The 16,074-nt window shown below is 64.6% G+C and carries 17 protein-coding genes; 10 read left to right on the forward strand and 7 right to left on the reverse strand.

Going from position 1 to position 16,074, the window contains the following annotated elements; genetic code table 11:
* Positions 1-284: 284 nt before the first annotated feature.
* From QO014_RS04865 to QO014_RS04890, 6 genes are read left to right on the forward strand one after another with little or no spacing between them, the layout of a single operon-like run.
* A complete protein-coding gene (locus QO014_RS04865) occupies positions 285-1,157 on the forward strand; it encodes a carbohydrate ABC transporter permease (protein WP_266347492.1) in 873 nt (290 codons plus the stop codon).
* Positions 1,150-2,022 (forward strand): carbohydrate ABC transporter permease, encoded by an 873-nt coding sequence (locus tag QO014_RS04870; protein WP_266347493.1) that lies wholly within the window; start codon positions 1,150-1,152, stop codon positions 2,020-2,022. The genes QO014_RS04865 and QO014_RS04870 overlap by 8 nt, the downstream gene beginning before the upstream one ends.
* Positions 2,019-2,963, forward strand: coding sequence for a carbohydrate kinase family protein (locus QO014_RS04875; protein ID WP_266347494.1), 945 nt, complete (start codon positions 2,019-2,021; stop codon positions 2,961-2,963). Before QO014_RS04870 ends, QO014_RS04875 begins: the two co-directional genes overlap by 4 nt.
* On the forward strand, positions 2,960-4,093 hold the full coding sequence (locus QO014_RS04880) for an SIS domain-containing protein (protein ID WP_266347495.1): 1,134 nt from the start codon (positions 2,960-2,962) through the stop codon (positions 4,091-4,093). Before QO014_RS04875 ends, QO014_RS04880 begins: the two co-directional genes overlap by 4 nt.
* Before the next feature lie 8 nt (positions 4,094-4,101).
* On the forward strand, positions 4,102-4,506 hold the full coding sequence (locus tag QO014_RS04885) for a secondary thiamine-phosphate synthase enzyme YjbQ (protein WP_266347496.1): 405 nt from the start codon (positions 4,102-4,104) through the stop codon (positions 4,504-4,506).
* 15 nt (positions 4,507-4,521) lie between these two features.
* A complete protein-coding gene (locus QO014_RS04890) occupies positions 4,522-5,445 on the forward strand; it encodes a nucleoside phosphorylase (protein ID WP_266347497.1) in 924 nt (307 codons plus the stop codon).
* Positions 5,446-5,494: 49 nt separating this feature from the next.
* Here QO014_RS04890 and QO014_RS04895 read toward each other — a convergent pair whose 3' ends face one another.
* Positions 5,495-5,956, reverse strand: a complete 462-nt coding sequence (locus tag QO014_RS04895; RefSeq protein ID WP_266347498.1) for a RidA family protein — start codon at positions 5,954-5,956, stop codon at positions 5,495-5,497.
* Positions 5,957-6,019: 63 nt separating this feature from the next.
* A complete protein-coding gene (locus tag QO014_RS04900) occupies positions 6,020-6,634 on the reverse strand; it encodes an NIPSNAP family protein (RefSeq protein WP_266347499.1) in 615 nt (204 codons plus the stop codon).
* Positions 6,635-6,767: 133 nt separating this feature from the next.
* Between QO014_RS04900 and QO014_RS04905 the strand changes: the two genes are divergently transcribed.
* Positions 6,768-8,120, forward strand: a complete 1,353-nt coding sequence (locus QO014_RS04905) for a dihydroorotase (protein WP_266347500.1) — start codon at positions 6,768-6,770, stop codon at positions 8,118-8,120.
* A gap of 4 nt (positions 8,121-8,124) precedes the next feature.
* Here the strand turns inward: QO014_RS04905 and QO014_RS04910 are convergent, their stop codons facing one another.
* The gene (locus tag QO014_RS04910; protein WP_266347501.1) at positions 8,125-8,808 is read right to left on the reverse strand and encodes a GntR family transcriptional regulator; all 684 of its coding nucleotides are present in this window, start codon (positions 8,806-8,808) and stop codon (positions 8,125-8,127) included.
* Positions 8,809-9,074: 266 nt separating this feature from the next.
* Between QO014_RS04910 and QO014_RS04915 the strand changes: the two genes are divergently transcribed.
* From QO014_RS04915 to QO014_RS04925, 3 genes are read left to right on the forward strand one after another with little or no spacing between them, the layout of a single operon-like run.
* Positions 9,075-10,115: a nitrilase-related carbon-nitrogen hydrolase gene (locus QO014_RS04915; protein WP_266347502.1), complete on the forward strand. Its 1,041-nt coding sequence runs from the start codon at positions 9,075-9,077 to the stop codon at positions 10,113-10,115.
* An 18-nt stretch (positions 10,116-10,133) separates the two neighbouring features.
* On the forward strand, positions 10,134-11,462 hold the full coding sequence (locus tag QO014_RS04920) for a Rieske 2Fe-2S domain-containing protein (RefSeq protein WP_266347503.1): 1,329 nt from the start codon (positions 10,134-10,136) through the stop codon (positions 11,460-11,462).
* Positions 11,459-12,487: a PDR/VanB family oxidoreductase gene (locus tag QO014_RS04925; protein ID WP_266347504.1), complete on the forward strand. Its 1,029-nt coding sequence runs from the start codon at positions 11,459-11,461 to the stop codon at positions 12,485-12,487. The genes QO014_RS04920 and QO014_RS04925 overlap by 4 nt, the downstream gene beginning before the upstream one ends.
* Positions 12,488-12,570: 83 nt before the next feature.
* Here QO014_RS04925 and QO014_RS04930 read toward each other — a convergent pair whose 3' ends face one another.
* The 4 genes from QO014_RS04930 to QO014_RS04945 form a co-directional block, all read right to left on the reverse strand.
* Positions 12,571-13,515: a dihydrodipicolinate synthase family protein gene (locus QO014_RS04930; RefSeq protein WP_266347505.1), complete on the reverse strand. Its 945-nt coding sequence runs from the start codon at positions 13,513-13,515 to the stop codon at positions 12,571-12,573.
* Between the two features lie 47 nt (positions 13,516-13,562).
* A complete protein-coding gene (locus QO014_RS04935) occupies positions 13,563-14,381 on the reverse strand; it encodes an ABC transporter permease (RefSeq protein WP_266347506.1) in 819 nt (272 codons plus the stop codon).
* A gap of 3 nt (positions 14,382-14,384) precedes the next feature.
* The gene (locus QO014_RS04940) at positions 14,385-15,176 is read right to left on the reverse strand and encodes an ABC transporter ATP-binding protein (RefSeq protein WP_266347507.1); all 792 of its coding nucleotides are present in this window, start codon (positions 15,174-15,176) and stop codon (positions 14,385-14,387) included.
* Positions 15,177-15,276: 100 nt separating this feature from the next.
* Positions 15,277-16,065, reverse strand: coding sequence for an SDR family oxidoreductase (locus QO014_RS04945; RefSeq protein ID WP_266347508.1), 789 nt, complete (start codon positions 16,063-16,065; stop codon positions 15,277-15,279).
* Positions 16,066-16,074: the final 9 nt, after the last annotated feature.

Below are 16,074 nucleotides of genomic sequence, written 5' to 3' on the forward strand. Positions count from 1 at the left end.
CGCTTGAAGCTGCGCCTTGCATGCCGGCACAAGGGGGAGCGCGCCGCGAGACCTTCGCTCACCACGCTTCTGGTCCCCGGCATGACGCCGTTTTTCATCTTCACGCTGCTGCCGGAAGTGCTTCTTCCTTCCCCTCTCCCGCTTGCGGGGGAGGTCGGGAGGGGGTTTACACGCTCCGCAATCGGGCATTCGAACTCCGACATCCCAGACCACGGCCCGTCACGCCCCCTCTCCAACTCTCCCCCGCTTTGCGGGAGAGAGGGCCGACCGCGCGCTGCATTGCCATGAACACGTCCGCCACCCCTTATGCGCTGCTTGTCCCCGGCATGGCGCTGCTGTTCGTCTTCATGCTGCTGCCGATCGGCTATGGCCTCTGGCTCAGCGTGCATGATTTCGACGGCCTGCATGTCGGCGCCTTCGCCGGCCTCGCGCACTACAGGGAAGTTCTGAGCGACCCGTCCTTCCTGCAGGCGCTCGGTCATACCGTCATCTTCGCGATCATCGTGGTGATCGGGAAGAACGTCGTCGGGCTTGCTTTGGCGAGCCTCGTCAGCCTGCCTTTGCGCGGCTCGCGCGCTGTCCGAACGATCCTGTTCCTGCCTGTCACGTTGAACATCATCGTGATCGGCGCGTTCTGGACGTTCTTCCTCTCCGCGCGCCGCTTCGGCGGGCTTTTCAACGAGATCCTCTTTTCGCTCGGCCTTGGTTCGCTCGAAGCCTCCTGGCTCGCGACGCCGGGCGTCGCCCTCGTGACCGTCGCGCTGGTCGAGGTCTGGCGCTGGTCGGGCCTGCACATGCTGATCTTTCTCGCCGGCATGCAGACCATCGACCCCTCGCTCTATGACGCGGCACGCCTCGACGGCGCCAATGCCTGGGCTCGCTTCCGCAATGTGACGCTGCCGCAATTGAAGCCGATCCTCTTCGTCTCGACCCTGCTCGCGCTGATGGGCGCCTTCGTGCGGTCCTTCGATGTCGTCTGGGTGCTGACCCGCGCCGGCTTCGGCACGGATGTCGTGGTCACGCATCTCTATAACGAGGCGTTCCAGTTCGGCCGTTTCGATCGCGCCGCGGCCATGGGCTACATCCTGTTCGCGATCATCGCGGTGATCAGCTTCGTCTATGTCGCCGCCTCGAAGGGCGGGCGCGCCAATGTCTGACGTGCTCGCCGCCACGCCCCGCATCGGTGCCGGCCGTGGAGTCGCAATGCCGCCGCTCGGCCAGACGTTAGGCTACGCCGCGCTGGTCATCGCCGCTGTCCAGGCGCTCGGCCCCGTGGTCTGGATCATCTTCGGCTCGTTGAAGTCGAAGCCGGAATTCTACACCAATGCCTGGGGCCTCCCCCGCGCCTGGATGTTCCGCAACTATGCCGACGCCTTCGTGGTGGCGAAGGTGGGCGACTATGTCTGGAACAGCCTGATCGTGGTCGCGCTCGGCCTCTTGATCCTGCTGTTCACCGCATCGACCACGGCCTACGCGCTCGCGCGCTTCAAGTTTCGCGGACGCGAAGCGATCGCCGCGCTGATCCTGATGACGATGATGGTGCCGCCCGACATTCTCACCATCCCGCTCTTCGTCGTGCTGCGCTCGCTCGGCCTGCTCGGTTCGTTCTTCGGCCTCGCCTGCATCTATGCCGTTGGTGGCTTCGGCATGTCGGTCTTCCTGCTGCGCGGCTATTTCATGAGCGTGCCGGTGGAGCTGGAGGAAGCCGCGCGGATCGACGGCGCCGGCCCGCTCTCGATCCTGCGCCATGTCATCCTGCCCATGACGCTGCCCGGTTTCCTCTCCGTCGTCATCATCCAGGCAATGGGCATGTGGAACGATCTCTACCTCGCCTTCGTCTTCCTGCGCGATCCGGCGAGCGCGACGGTCCCCGTGGGCCTGCTCAACTTCTTCCACCGCGAATCCATCGATTGGCCCCGCCTGCTCGCAGCCCTCACCGCCCTCACCATTCCGGTCCTGATCCTCTACGCCATGTTCCAGAAGAAATTTGTCGAAGGCTTCACCTCTGGAGCCGTCAAATGACCTTGCCGATCCTCGCCATGACCAATCTGATCATCGACGATCTCTGGCTCGCCGATGGCACGCACCATCCGGCAACGCTCGGCGGCGCAGTCGTCTATGCCGCGACCGCAGCCGCCTTCTGGTGGCCCGAGGTCGCCATGATCACCGGCGTCGGCAGCGACCTTGAAAAGGTCACGCGCGGTCGACTGCGCGATTTCGGCCTCAGGACCGAAGGCGAGATCGTGCGCGACAAGCACACGATCCAGTCAAGGCTGGTCTATTTCGAAGATGGCGAGCGCACCGAGACGCCGGCCTATGGTCCCGACCATTTCGCCGGCATGGAGCTGACGCCGGACGAGATTCCGGCTGCCCTGCTCCCCGCTGCTGGAACCTACATCTTCCGCAATCTCTGGCCGGAATTCTGGGCGAGCTATGAGACGCGGCGCGGTGATCTCGGCACGACGCTTTGGGAATTGCAGGGCGATGTCGCCGAGATCCGGCACTGGCCGGCCATCCGTGCCATCCTGCCGTCTGTCGACATTTTCTCACTCAATCTGACCGAGGCGCGTGGCATTCTCGGCATAGATGATCCCGATGCGATCCTGCGCGAACTCAATCGCGCGGGCGCCCGGACCGTGGTGCTGCGCATGGGCGGGGAAGGGGCGTTGATCGGCGATGCCCACCGCCAGCTCCGGCTGCGCCCTCCCCCTACCCCCGTCATCGACGTGACCGGTGGCGGCAATGCCTTCTGCGGTGGCTTCCTGGCCGGCTGGTGCCTCAAGCCCGGCGACCTCGAACATGCAGCGCGCTGCGCGGCCGCTTCCGCAGCCCGTGCGCTTGCGCAATATGGCCCCGCTAATCCGCGCGAGCGCGCAGGGCTTGCCGCCCTCGCAGCGACCACCGAAATCGATCGCCGCGAGGCGAGCCCTGCCCTCAGTTTCAACGAAACGAGTTCGAGATGACAGAACAGCGCGACAATTTCCTGAGCCAGATCCGCAGTCTCGGCGAATTGGTGAAGACGGAGACGATGGCGATCGAGGCGCGCGCCCGCCTGCTTCTCACCACGCCCGAGATCTACGGCATCCGCCAGATCATCCTGACTGGCTCCGGCGATTCCTTCTTTGCCGCGGTCGCGGCCGCGCCGGCGATCCGTGCCTGGACCGGACTGCCGGTGCAGCCCATGGTCTCGATGGAGGCCTCCCGCTATATCGACCACGGCGTTGCCCGTGAGAGCGGGCGCAATCGCGGCATCCTGGTCGTTGCCCTCTCCAATTCCGGCGAGGGCGCTCGCGTCGTCGAGGCGGCGACCCGGCTTCGGGCTTTTGGCGCGCTGACGCTGGCGCTGACGGCCAACAATGACAGCCGCCTGGGCAAGGCCTGTGAACGCGTGCTGAACGTCGCCGTGCCGTCCGGTGCGCCGGCGCCCGGCACGCGCTCCTATGTCGCCTCGCTGCTCGGCGCCTATCTCCTCGGCATCCGCATCGCCGAGGTGCTGATGACCAAGACGATGGACGAGGCCAATGCGCTGCGCAAAGAGCTGACGGACCTTTCGATTGGCCTCTCCGGCCTTTCGGAGAAGCTGGAGCCGATCGTGGAGCGCACCGTGGGCGGCTGGGCTGGCTTCCACGCAGCCAATTTCATCGGCAGCGGCCCCTCCTTCGGCACGGCCTCCTTCGCGGCGGCGAAGCTGGTCGAGGCCGCTGGCGTCCATGCGACACCACAGGACGCCGAAGAATTCCACCATCTCGACTTCTTCGTCGACAACCCGGCCAGTGTGCCGGCGATCCTGTTTGCGCCGGCCAAGGCGTTGTCGCGCACACGGGCCAAGGAACTGGTCGATACGCTCACCATGATCCAGCGCCCGTTCCTGGTCGCGACCGACGATCCGGATTTCGCTCCAGCTGACAGGCTCCTGCTTCTGCCGGCGACCTCGGAGCTCTTTGCGCCGATCGTCCAGACCGTTCCGGCGACCCTGGTCGCGGCCTTTTGGGCGCACGCTATCGGCGCCAAGCACTATCGCGGCCATGCCGGCCTCTGGGCTGGTGCCCAAGGCGCGACGATCGTCCGCAACAGTCCCATCGAGCTCGATTGAGAGAAGACATGGTCAAGACCTACAAGCTGTCGACGGACAGAAACGGCCTCATCGACATCACGCCGCAGGTCGAGGCGGCGCTCGCCGAATCGGGCCTGTCGGACGGCATCCTGCTCGTCTCGATCCCGCACTCGACTGCGAGCCTCACGGTCATGTCACCCTGGGACCCGCTCGGTCTCGAGGACGTGCATGACGAGATCAACCGGATCGTGCCGACGCGGATCGATTTCAAGCATCAATACGATACGCCTCAGGATGCCTCCGCCCATGTGAAGGCGGCGATCGTCGGCCATTCGCGCTCCTTCTTCTTCGAGGGCGGCAAGCTCGGCCTCGGCCATTCGCAAAAGATCTATTTCTGGGAGTTCGATGGGCCCCGCAGCCGGCAGTTCCAGATCCAGTTCGTCGGCCAATAGGGAAGCGACGCGCCCATGAGCAAGTATGACCACCTTCCCGCCGTGAACCGCGAGACCTGGGGAAACTACAAATATCGCGACAACGTGCCCCTGGAAGGCCTGATGATCGACGGCAAGCCCGCCTTGACCGGCATCGATCCCGAAAAGGTCGGCGACTACGTCCTGGTCTTCGTGCGCGATCCGCTCTGCGCCTATGACGATGATCCGGCGACGCAGCTTTCCCAGCGGCTGGAAGATCCGGTCCTCGTCGGCAAGACGGGCATGTTCACGACCTGGTCGGGCCACTACAAGGGCGCGCATGTCACTGCGATCTCCGGCGGCTCGGGCTCGCCCGAGGCCGAGCTCTGCATGGTCGAGTTTCTCGAACACACCAAGGCCTCGACCTATCTGCGCGTCGGCGGCTCCGGTGGCACGAACGAACAGGTCCGCCCCGGCGATCTGGTCATCGCCAAGGGCATTGTCCGCGCCGATGGCCTCTCGGCCACCTATGTCGATGGGGGCTGGCCGGCAGTCTGCAGCCCGGATGTCGTGATGGCGCTCGCCGAGGCCGCGCAGGCGCTTGGCGCGCGTTACCATATCGGCCTCACGCGCTCATCGGATTCCGATTTCATCGGTGGCGGAAGGCCATCCGTGCGCGGCTATCTCAGGCCGCAAAACGCCATGGTCGTCGACGAGTGCCGTCGCACGGGCGTGCTGAACGGCGATCGCGAGGCATCCGGCATCGTCACGCTCGCAACCCTCTTCGGCAAGCGCGGCGGCTCGGTCTGCTCTGTCGCCGACAACATCGCGACCGGCGAGGTCTTCAAGGCCGGTGCCGGCCACAACGCCGCAATCGACGTCGCGCTCGAAGGCGTCGCGCTGCTCGCCCGCATGGACCGCGCCCGGGACAAGGCGGGAGCCCCATATTGGCTCCCCTCGATGGGATTGGCCGAGGCGTAGCCGAGAAGAGAGAAAGTGCCGGCGCACGTCGCCCCGGTGCGTTCTCCGATCAGTCGCGAAACTCGATCACGGCCTCGATCTCCACCGGAATGCCGAATGGCAGCGACGCCACGCCGACCGCCGAACGTGCATGGCGGCCGAGCTGGGGAAAGACCTCGCCGAAGAGGTTCGAGCATCCGTCGATGACGAACGGATGCCGGGTGAAATCCGGCGTCGTGTTGACCATACCGAGGAGCTTGACGATCCGGCTCACGCGGTCGAGGCTCCCGAGTTCAGCCTCGATGACGGCGAGCAGGTTCAGCCCGACGAGACGCGCAAAGCCCTGCGCCTCCTCGGCCGTGAAATCGGCCCCGACCTTGCCGACGATGGGCCGGCCCTCGGCGTCGGCCGGAGCCAATCCCGAGATGAACAGCAGATTGCCGGTCCGAACGGCCGGCGTGAAATTGCCAACTGGTGCCGGCGGGCGCGGCAGGACGATGGCGAGGCTGGCGAGCCGCTCGGATATCGACATTTCTAGACCTGATGGAGAAAGGCGCCGCGCCTCCGCAGGCAACGGCGCTGGATTTGGCGATGGCTATTTGAGATCCGAGAACCCGGTCGCGACGAAGAGTTCCGACTGCAGCGAGGTGAGCCTGGCCGAGCTGCCGGGCGGCGGCCAGATCCCTTCCTTGCTCGCCTGGGCGCGTGCCTTCACGCGGTCCTCGATCGTCTTGTAGGGCCAGAAATGCACCATTTTCTGCGGCGCGCCTTCGACCGAACCCATGACCATCAGGAGCTTCGACATCGTGTTGCGCCGGTCGACGACCTTGCTCCAGGCCTCCGCCGTCTCGGGCAGGCCGCCGGGCTGCAGCGTGTAGGTGCGGATTTCGTAGAAGGGTCCGTATTCGCCCGGCTCGATCGGATCCATGAAGAAAAGCGGCTCGAAGGCCGTGCTGCTGATTCCGCCAAGATAAGCGCCGATGCCGTAGGGATTTTCCGTCTGCATCAGGCGCGCGCGCTCGGCCGCCAGTGCCTCCGCATTCTCATAGGCCGTCAGGAAGGCGAAGCGGTTGAGTACGCCGAACTCGCAGGAGAAGCAGCCGAGCGGCCGGCCCGTGCTCGAAAAATCCTTGTAGGTCTGCGGCAGGAGCGGCAGCACTGCGCCCAGCGTATTGGGCAGCAGCGACAGGATGGTCAGGTCATACAGCATTCGATCGTCCCGGAATTGAGCCATTCATGGCAAGGCTTTCCAAACTCGCACGGCATTGGTACACCATAGGAATTCCATGTGCACGCCGAAATTCACTCGGCATCTGGCACCATGCATGCGGAGAGGAAACAGGATGTACGATCTCGTGGTGATGGGGCGCGTTGTGGCTCCCGCCGGCATTGTCGAGGGAGGCTGGATCGCCGTTTCGGGCGGTCGCATCGCCGCAATCGGGACGGGCGCCGCGCCGATGGCATCGACCAGCCACGACTATGGCTCGGCCTATCTCCTCCCCGGAATCATCGACGGCCAAACCCATGCGGGCAGCCAGATCGGCTTTGCCGGGATGGCGCCGACCACCCGGGCGGCGGCCATGGGCGGCGTCACGACCATTGTCGACATGCCCTATGACGATCCCGATCCCGTGACGACCGGCGCCATTCTGGCCGGGAAGATCGACGCGATCGAGCGGCTCGCCGTTTGCGACGTCGCCCTCTACGGCACGGTGCCGACGACGCCCGATCCGGACCACATTGCAGAGCTGATCGCGGGTGGTGTCTGCGCGTTCAAGATCTCCTCGTTCGAGGCGCATCCCCATCGCTTCCCGCGCATCGGCAACGCCGCAACCCATCTGCTGCTCGAAACGCTCGGGGGCTCCGGCCTGCCGGTAGGGCTGCACAATGAGGATCAGGAGATCGTCCGCAGCCTTGCCGCCAAATTCCGGGCCGAGGGCCGCACCAGCCCGTCCGACCACAGCCCCAGCCGACCCGAGGTCGCGGAGCTGACGGCGACGGCGAACTTCCTCGAACTCGGCGCCGCGACCGGTTCACATCTCCATATCGTGCATATCTCGATCGCCGACGGCTTCGACCTGGTGCGCTCCTACCGTGACCGCGGCGTGAACGCGACCGCCGAAATGTGCGTGCATTATCTGCTCTTCGATGCGGCAGACGACGCGCCGCGCCTCGGCGGGCTGCTCAAGGTCAATCCGCCCATCCGCACGGGGCAGAAGGATGCGCTCTGGGAGGTGCTGGAAGCGGGCGGGTGCACGTTCGTATCGTCGGACCACAGCGCCTGGCCGCTCGACCGCAAGCAAAATGCCTCGATCTTCGACGTCGCAGCGGGCATGCCGGGCCTCGAGACACTGCTGCCGGCCTTCTTCACTGGTGCAGCGGCCCGTAAGTGTGCCGATGACGCGGCCCGCATGACGGCGGATCTTCTCAGCGACAGGGTGGCGAAATTCTTCGGCCTTCCCCACAAGGGCCGGCTCGCGCCGGGTTTTGATGCCGACATCGCCGTGCTCGATCCGACTCCGGGCGTCTACGAGTCAACGCGCAATGCCGACGGACCTGGCTGGAGCGCCTATGATGGCGTGGAGTTCGCCGCAACGCCGGTCGCGACCTTCGTGCGTGGCCGGCAGGTCTGGGATGGGACGTCCATCACGGCGCCGGCCGGGCACGGCCAGTTTGTCGCCCGTCCGCCGCGCTGACGCCCTAGCGAATGGCGCCGGACAGCCGGTCGATGAGCGCCAGTTTCACGACTTCGATGTGCTTGGCCATGGCGGCCCGCGCCCGCTCGCCATCGCCGCTCTCGATCGCATCGAGCAACAGCGTGTTCTGCTCGACGCCAAAGCTCGGTGTCACGGACTTGCGCGAGGCGTTGAAGATATGGGTCCGGCGCCGGAGGTCGCGAATCATCGAGGCCATGAGCACGTTGCCGGCCGTGTCGGCGATCTCGCCATGCAGCAGGTCGTCGACCTCCCAGATGTCGCTCAAGGTCGGCTTGGGGTTCTTGGCGATCTTCTCCAGGGCGGCGCGGATGATGGCGAGCCGTTCAGGCGGGATGCGACCGGCGGCGAGCCTTGCGGCTTCCGCCTCCAGCAACTGCCGCACATTCAGGATCTCGACAAAGGCTTCGGTTGAGAACGGACTGACGGTGACGCCGCGATTGGGCTGCTTGTAGACCAGTCCTTCCGCCTCGAGCCGCCCCAAAGCCTCGCGGATCGGCGTGCGCGACGCGTTGAGCTGTTCGGCCATGCGCCGCTCGGTAATCACGTCGCCCGGCCTGAGCTCGCCCCGGATCAAAAGGTCGATCAGTTGCTCATAGACCTGTTCCGTGAGGTTGGGACGGTCTGCCGATCCCGCGACATCCAGAACCAATTCATCGATTTCGCCCAAGCGCCTATCTCCCAGCTTTGCGAGGCAGTCATATATCTCACTGTGCGCCGTTGGAAGACACTAGGGATAACTACGGTATTCCAGGAGATCCCTCGATTTGGCGCCTGTCGATGCAATCATGCCGACAATTCGCGCACGACACACCCCTGCCCGCGTTTTCAGCAGAACCTTCGTCACTGGGGCTTGCAATTCGAGACGGCTTGGCTATTAGCTATTGGTATACCAATGGCGTGCAATTAGTCCGCCGATCGCATAGAGGTCTTCCCATGCCCATAAAGCCCTGGCGCGCGACCAGCATCCAGATGCGCAGCGAACGCGCGACGCAGGCGCCGGACGACGCTGCCGCCAAAGCGCTCATGCTCCGGAACCTCGATCGCCTGATGCGCCTGATCGGAGAGGCCTGCGCTTCGCCGCTGAAGCCCGATCTCGTTGTTTTCCCCGAATTCGCGCTGCAGGGCCCACCATTGCAGATGCATGTGCGCGAATGGATCGATCGGGCCTGTTCGACCATTCCCGGTCCGCTGACCGAACCGCTGCAGGAACTGGCCCGGCGCGAGCAGATCTACATTGCCGGCAACATGTTCGAGGCGCCGACGGAGTGGCCGGGGCGCTATTTCAATTCGTCGTTCCTGATCGACCGCAACGGCGAGGTGATCCTCAATTATCGCCGCATCAACACCGCCGCCTTCCCCTCGCCGCACGACTTCATGGCCGACTACATGGCCGCGACGCCGCAGGAGCAGGTGTTCCCCGTCGTGGAAACCGAGCTTGGCCGGCTTGCGGTCATTCCTTGCGGCGAAATCAATATTCCGGAGGTCGCGCGCGTCTTCATGATGCAGGGCGCTGAGGTGATCCTGCATCCGACCAACTCGAAATATACGGTCGGCCAGGAGGCCGCCAAGGTCGGGCGCGCGACCGAGAACATGTGCTACCTCGTCAGCGCCAACGTTGCCGGCCCGATCGGCTTCTCGCCCGACAATACGATCATGGGCGGCCGCTCGCACATTCTCGACCATCACGGCAATACGATCGCGTTCCAGGAGGATGCGTCCGAAGGCGTCGGCGTTACCGGCATGATCGATATCGAGGCGCTACGTACCGATCGACGCGCCGATACCGGCATGCACAACCCGCTGCTGCGGGCGCGCTTCGAGATGTACCGTCCCTATTACGCGAGCGCGGAGTTCTACCCCGCCAACCATTTTCTCTCGTCGCCGATGACCGACACAGCGCAGACGCGCGAAAGCGTCGCGATCGCGCGCGCCAATCTCGAAAAGCTGCGCGTGCTGCAGCCCCTGACGAACTGAGCCCAGGAGACCACCACGATGATCACCGCCGAAGAAAACGAACAGCTTTGCCGCGTTGGCAAAGGCACTCTGATGGGCAACTTCTTCCGTCAGTTCTGGATGCCCGTCTGCCTTTCCTCCGAACTCAAGGCCGATGGTGATCCGGTTCGCCTGATGATCCTCGGAGAGAAGCTCGTCGCCTTCCGTGACAGCGAAGGGCGCGTCGGCGTGTTCGACCATCGCTGCCCGCATCGCTGCGCATCGCTCTTCTTCGGCCGCAACGAGCTGGGCGGCATACGCTGTGCCTATCATGGCTGGAAATTCGACGTGACCGGCAAGTGCCTCGACCAGCCCAATCTCGAGGATAAGTCCAAATATCCGGCGGGAACCCCGGCGATCGCTTACCGCGTTCAGGAATCCGGTGGGCTCGTCTTTGCCTATATGGGCGAGCGCCAGGAAAACCCGCCGCCACTGCCCGAGATCGAGGCGATCATGGGCGAGGGCCATGACGGCAACATCGCGCTCACCCACCGCGATTGCAATTACATGCAGGCGCTGGAGGGAGACGTCGACACCTCGCATCTCGGCTTCCTGCATGTCGGCGGCATCGACGGCGAGAAGCTCGACCTGAGCGATCCGGAGGCCTTCACGGTCACCGAGAAGGCGCCCAAGATCAACGTCTCCGTCATGCCGTTCGGCACCATGTACTCCGCGCAGCGCAATGCCTATGAGGGCACCGAGCACCATCGCTTCGCGAGCTATATCTTCCCCATCTGGGTGACCTACCCCTCGGGGCTGATGGATGACAACGTCACCGTCAACGCCTGGGTCCCGATCGACGACGAGAGCACGATGATCTTCAACATCGACCTCGGCCGGATCAATGGGCGCAGGAAGAACCTGAAATACAAGGATGGTACGCTGGTTGGCGGCCTCGCGCGTCCGCTCGAATATTTGCCGACCACGACCGACTGGAAGGGCCGCTGGCGTCCGGTGAAGGATGCCTCCAACGACTATGGCATCGATCGCGAATGGCAGCGCAATGGCGACAGCTACACCGGCATTGTCGGCGTTCCTCTGCAGGACCAGGCGATCCAGGAGAGCATGGGGCCGATCGTCGATCGCACCATGGAGCATCTGGCGGCCAGCGACCGCATGGTCATCCTGACGCGCCGCGTCATGCTCGACGCCGCGAAGGAATTTGCGGAGACCGGCAAGCTGCCCGACGTTGTCGATCACCCGGAGCTTTGCCGCGACGCGCGCGGCGGCGACATCGTCGTGCCCCATGGCACCGACTGGCTCGACGGCTATGAAGAGAAGATGGCCGCCATCAAGGGCTATCGGCCGAAGCTCTTTGCCGCCGAATGACGACCGCCATCAAAGATCGATCCGACGCGAGCCTCGCGTCGGATCCCCTTCACCTGCCATCGAGCGTGGCCGAATCCGGCCCGCTACAGCTCCGCGTCGAGGCGATCCGCTTCGAAGCCGAGACGATCCGCTCGATCGAGCTCCGCGCACCGGACGGCTCTGCGCTGCCGCCCTTCACGCCCGGCGCACACATTGATCTCGCTTTGCCGGGCGAACTCTCGCGCAGCTATTCGCTGATCAATGCGGCGAGCGACGGCGACCGCTATGTCGTGGCAGTCAACCGCGATGCGGCAAGTCGAGGCGGCTCGGCCTATCTCTGCGAGACGTTGCGGGTTGGCGAGATCCTCTCGGTCATGCCGCCGCGCAACAGCTTCCCGTTGGTCGAGACCGCGAGCGAAAGCGTCTTCTTCGCGGGAGGTATCGGCATCACGCCGATCCTCGCCATGATCCGCCATCTGGAGGCCATCGGCCGACCATGGCGCCTCTTCTATGCCGTGCGCGATCGCGCCAATGCCGCGTTCCTGGCGCAACTCGCGCGCCTGGAAGCAGTTCAGCCCGGTCGCGTGCATCTGCATGTCGACAAGGAGGCGGGTAGCGTCATGGCCGTGGCGGCACGCATCGCCGACGTGCCGGCCGATGCGCATCTCTATTGCTGCGGCCCCACCCCGATGATCGCCGCCTTCAAGGACGCTGCGGCCGGGCGCTCGGACCACTATGTCCACGTCGAGCATTTCGTCGGTACGGCCGCCAAGCCGACGGGCGAGTTCAAGATCATTCTCAAGCGCAGCCAGAGGGAATTCACCGTTTCGGCCGGCAAGACGATCATGGATGTCTTGATGGAAGCCGGCGTGCGCGTCGCCCATTCCTGCCGCGAAGGCGTCTGCGGCACATGCGAAACCCGCGTGATCGAAGGCGTCCCCGATCACAAGGACAATGTGCTTTCGGCGCGCGAGCGCGCCTCCAACAAGCTGATCATGATCTGCTGTTCAGGCGCCAAGACGGACCGGCTGGTCCTCGACCTTTAGCGCCCCTCGCCAGACGACATCCTCAAAGCAAGATCGTCATTGCCGGGTCACACCCGGCAATGACGACGATCTTCAATGGGCCCTCAAGAGGCCGCACGCGCCAGCGACGCGCCGCTCTGCGCCAGGCGACGCATCAGCCGCCCATTCAGGGAGTCGAGCTCGCGATGGTCTTCCGCGTTCAGGCGCGGGCCGGGCGAGCGCACATGGGCCGAGGCGATGGCGCCGCGTCGGCGCAGCATCTCCTTGCGCAGCGCGATGCCGATGACCGGCATGGCCTCATGGCGCAGCAGCGGAAGATAGATGTCGTAGAGATCCTCGCCCTGTTCGGCCTCGCCGCGCGCGAAATGAGCGCAGACCTCGACCAGCATCTCCGGATAGGCGAACCCCGTCATGGCGCCGTGTGCGCCGCGCCGCAATTCCTGCGGCAAATAGAGCCCGCCATTGCCGACGAGGATGCTGATCTTCCGCCCCTCGGCGGCGAGCAGGCGGCTGAGCTTGTTATGGCCCGGCCAATCCTCGTGCTTGAACATCACGACATTCGGATAGCGATCGACGATCCGGCGGATCGTCCCGACCGAAATGTTGACGTTGGTGACCAGGGGGAAGTCCTGCAGCACGACGGGCGCGTCACCGAGGCGATCGAGGACTTCGCTGAAATAGCCGTAGATCTGCTCTTCGGTGCGAACCGTCGGCACCGGGGCGAGCATGAGGCCCGCCGCGCCCTGCCCCATCGCCTCATCCGCGAATTGCACCAGCGGATCCGTGCCGGCGGCGGAAACGCCGACCACGACCGGCACCCTGCCGTTGACGCGCTTCATGTAGCGGTCGAGCACCAGGCGGCTCTCGTCGGAGGTGAGCTTGTGCGCCTCACCCATCATGCCAAGCACCGTAATGCCGCTCACCCCCTTTTCGAGGTAGAACTCCACCACCCGGTCAATGCTCGCCTCGTCGATCCGGCCATCATCAGTAAAAGGCGTGACTGCGATGACGAAGACGCCGCTCGCGCGCTCGTCGAGCTTGTTGTTCATTGTATTCTCCCAGAATTTCGATGCACGGCCGCCCGGCGGCCGGCTGGTCAGGCGTCCGTTTCGGACGGGCCGCGATGGCGCCACGGGATGACGACACGCTCGAGCCGCTCGATCACCATGAAGAAGACGATGCCGATGATGGTGATGAGGATGATGGCCGCGAACTGGCGCGTGATGTTGAAGCTGGAGCCCGCGACCAGGATCAGATAGCCGAGCCCCTTATCGGCGCCGATGAACTCCGCGACGATGGCGCCGATCACCGATAGAACGGTCGCGAGCTTGAAGCCGGCGAACATGCTCGGCAGCGCCTGCGGCAGGCGGAACTTCCAGAATTGCTGCCAGCCCGACGCACCCATGGAGCGTGCCAGATAGATCATCTCGCGCGACGCGGATTTGAGCCCCATCACCGAATTGATGACGATGGGAAAGAAGGAGAGCAGCACCACGATCACGATCTTGGGCGCGAGGCCATAGCCGAACCAGGTGAGCAGAAGCGGCGCGATCGCCACCTTCGGCACGGTCTGCGAGGCGACGATCAGCGGATAGATCGACCGCTCCATGAAGCGGGAATAGGTGATGAAGACCGAGAGCGGCACGCCGATCAGGACGGCGCAGAGAAAGCCGAACACGACCTCGCCGGCGGTCACCATGGCGTTGGGCAACAGCCGATGCCAGTAGGCGCCGAATTCGACCAGGATGGCCGAAGGCGCCGGCAACACATAATTGGGGATCTCGGCGACCTTGACCGCAAGCTCCCACACGACGACCAGCACAATCACGGACCAGAGCGCAGGCGGCACCATGGCGAGCAGGCGATTGAGGAGATTGACCTTGGGCACGACTGGCGTTTCAGCGGCGATCGACATGGCTCAATACTCCTCCCGGAAGACACCGAGACCCTTGAAGATCTGGGTGAGCTCGCGCGTATATTCGATGAAGCGTGTGTCTTCGCGCATGGCGAGGCGGCGCGGACGCGGCAGGTCGATATCGATGATCCGCTCGATGCGCCCGGGGCGGGGCGACATCACCACGACGCGGTCGCTGAGGAAGATCGCCTCCGAGATCGAGTGGGTGATGAAGAGCACCGTCATGTCGTTGTCGGAGCAGAGGCGCAGCAGATCGATCTGCAACTGGTCGCGCGTCATCGCGTCCAGCGCGCCGAAGGGCTCGTCCATCAGCATCAGCGGGGGATGATGCAGCAAGGCGCGGCAGATGGAGACACGCTGGCGCATGCCGCCGGAGAGTTCCTTCGGATAGGAATTCTCGAACCCCTGCAGCGAAACCATCTTGAGCAATTGCAGCGCGCGTTCCTTCGCCTGCTTCAGATCGCCCTTCCGGATCTCGGCCTGCATCATCACGTTCTGCAGCGCGGTGCGCCATTCGAGCAGCACATCCTGCTGGAACACGATGCCCGCATCGGCATTCGGGCTGTCGATATGCTTCTTGCCGACCATGATGCGGCCGGTGCTGACCGGCAGCAGGCCGGAGACGAGCATCATGAGCGTGCTCTTGCCGCAGCCGCTCGGCCCAAGCACGGAAACGAATTCGCCCGGCTTGATATTGAGGTTGATGTCCTTCAGCGCGTGGACTTCGCCCTGACGGCCATTGAACGTCTTGGAGACGCCCGAAATGGAGATATAGGACTCGGCGGCACTGTTCATGGCGCGCGGTGCTGGCATGACATTCATGTGGTGCGGACGACCTTTCGGCCGGTCTCCTCTGTTGCCCCGAGGGCCTGATCTCTTCCGTCCGTGACGCGGCCTAGATCGAGCGGATAGCGCCGCCATCGACCCGGATGACACTTCCGGTCACGTAGCTCGCGGGCGCGCTGGCGAGAAAGGCGGCGACGGCGCCGAATTCCTCGACGGTGCCGTAGCGACCGGCAGGAATGGATGAGGCGGATTCTTTGGTGATCTCGTCTTCGCTGCGTCCGGACCGCTTCGCCTGGGCGCTGTCGATCGACTGTGTGCGGGCGGTCGCGATGCGTCCGGGTGCCATCACGTTGACGGTCACACCATCCGCCGCAACTTCACCCGCAAGGGTCTTCATGAAGGCGACCAGCGAGGAACGCAGCGCATTCGAGATCGGCAGATGCGGAATGGGCTGGATGACGCCGCTGGAGGCAATCGTGATGATCCGCCCCCATTTGCGCGCCCGCATGCCGGGCAAGAGCGCGAGAGTCAGGGCCATGATCGGCTGGACCATCTTGTCGAACTGTCGGCTCATCTCGTCGACGGAGACGCCGCTCGGCAATCCGGTCGGCGGGCCGCCGGAATTGTTGACCAGTATATCGACCACACGGCCGTCTCGCTGCGCCCCATCCAGGATCGCATCGACCGCCCCGGGCTCGCCGAGATAGGCCACGACGAGGTCGCAGCGTGCCTGTTCGTCAGCGGGCAAGTCGGCACGCGCGGCCGTCAGCCGTTCCATGGACCGCGCGACGAGCGTGACGCTGGCGCCCTCTCCAAGCAGCGCGCGCGCTACACCGAGGCCGAGCCCCTGGCTCGCCCCGAGCACGATCGCGTGCCTGTCCTTCAATCCCAGATCCATGTCGTCCAG

The sequence above is a fragment of the Kaistia dalseonensis genome, assembly GCF_030814715.1.
Classification (GTDB): Bacteria; Pseudomonadota; Alphaproteobacteria; order Rhizobiales; family Kaistiaceae; genus Kaistia; species Kaistia dalseonensis.

What these genes read in the sequence shown, in the direction of transcription:
- QO014_RS04930 (WP_266347505.1), bottom strand. Translation starts at nt 13,515, where the DNA reads ATGAACAACAAGCTCGACGAGCGCGCGAGCGGCGTCTTCGTCATCGCA.
- QO014_RS04945 (WP_266347508.1), bottom strand. Translation starts at nt 16,065, where the DNA reads ATGGATCTGGGATTGAAGGACAGGCACGCGATCGTGCTCGGGGCGAGC.
- QO014_RS04935 (WP_266347506.1), bottom strand. Translation starts at nt 14,381, where the DNA reads ATGTCGATCGCCGCTGAAACGCCAGTCGTGCCCAAGGTCAATCTCCTC.
- QO014_RS04940 (WP_266347507.1), bottom strand. Translation starts at nt 15,176, where the DNA reads ATGAACAGTGCCGCCGAGTCCTATATCTCCATTTCGGGCGTCTCCAAG.
- QO014_RS04900 (WP_266347499.1), bottom strand. Translation starts at nt 6,634, where the DNA reads ATGCTGTATGACCTGACCATCCTGTCGCTGCTGCCCAATACGCTGGGC.
- QO014_RS04875 (WP_266347494.1), top strand. Translation starts at nt 2,019, where the DNA reads ATGACCTTGCCGATCCTCGCCATGACCAATCTGATCATCGACGATCTC.
- QO014_RS04890 (WP_266347497.1), top strand. Translation starts at nt 4,522, where the DNA reads ATGAGCAAGTATGACCACCTTCCCGCCGTGAACCGCGAGACCTGGGGA.
- QO014_RS04915 (WP_266347502.1), top strand. Translation starts at nt 9,075, where the DNA reads ATGCCCATAAAGCCCTGGCGCGCGACCAGCATCCAGATGCGCAGCGAA.
- QO014_RS04920 (WP_266347503.1), top strand. Translation starts at nt 10,134, where the DNA reads ATGATCACCGCCGAAGAAAACGAACAGCTTTGCCGCGTTGGCAAAGGC.
- QO014_RS04895 (WP_266347498.1), bottom strand. Translation starts at nt 5,956, where the DNA reads ATGTCGATATCCGAGCGGCTCGCCAGCCTCGCCATCGTCCTGCCGCGC.
- QO014_RS04870 (WP_266347493.1), top strand. Translation starts at nt 1,150, where the DNA reads ATGTCTGACGTGCTCGCCGCCACGCCCCGCATCGGTGCCGGCCGTGGA.
- QO014_RS04865 (WP_266347492.1), top strand. Translation starts at nt 285, where the DNA reads ATGAACACGTCCGCCACCCCTTATGCGCTGCTTGTCCCCGGCATGGCG.
- QO014_RS04925 (WP_266347504.1), top strand. Translation starts at nt 11,459, where the DNA reads ATGACGACCGCCATCAAAGATCGATCCGACGCGAGCCTCGCGTCGGAT.
- QO014_RS04905 (WP_266347500.1), top strand. Translation starts at nt 6,768, where the DNA reads ATGTACGATCTCGTGGTGATGGGGCGCGTTGTGGCTCCCGCCGGCATT.
- QO014_RS04885 (WP_266347496.1), top strand. Translation starts at nt 4,102, where the DNA reads ATGGTCAAGACCTACAAGCTGTCGACGGACAGAAACGGCCTCATCGAC.
- QO014_RS04880 (WP_266347495.1), top strand. Translation starts at nt 2,960, where the DNA reads ATGACAGAACAGCGCGACAATTTCCTGAGCCAGATCCGCAGTCTCGGC.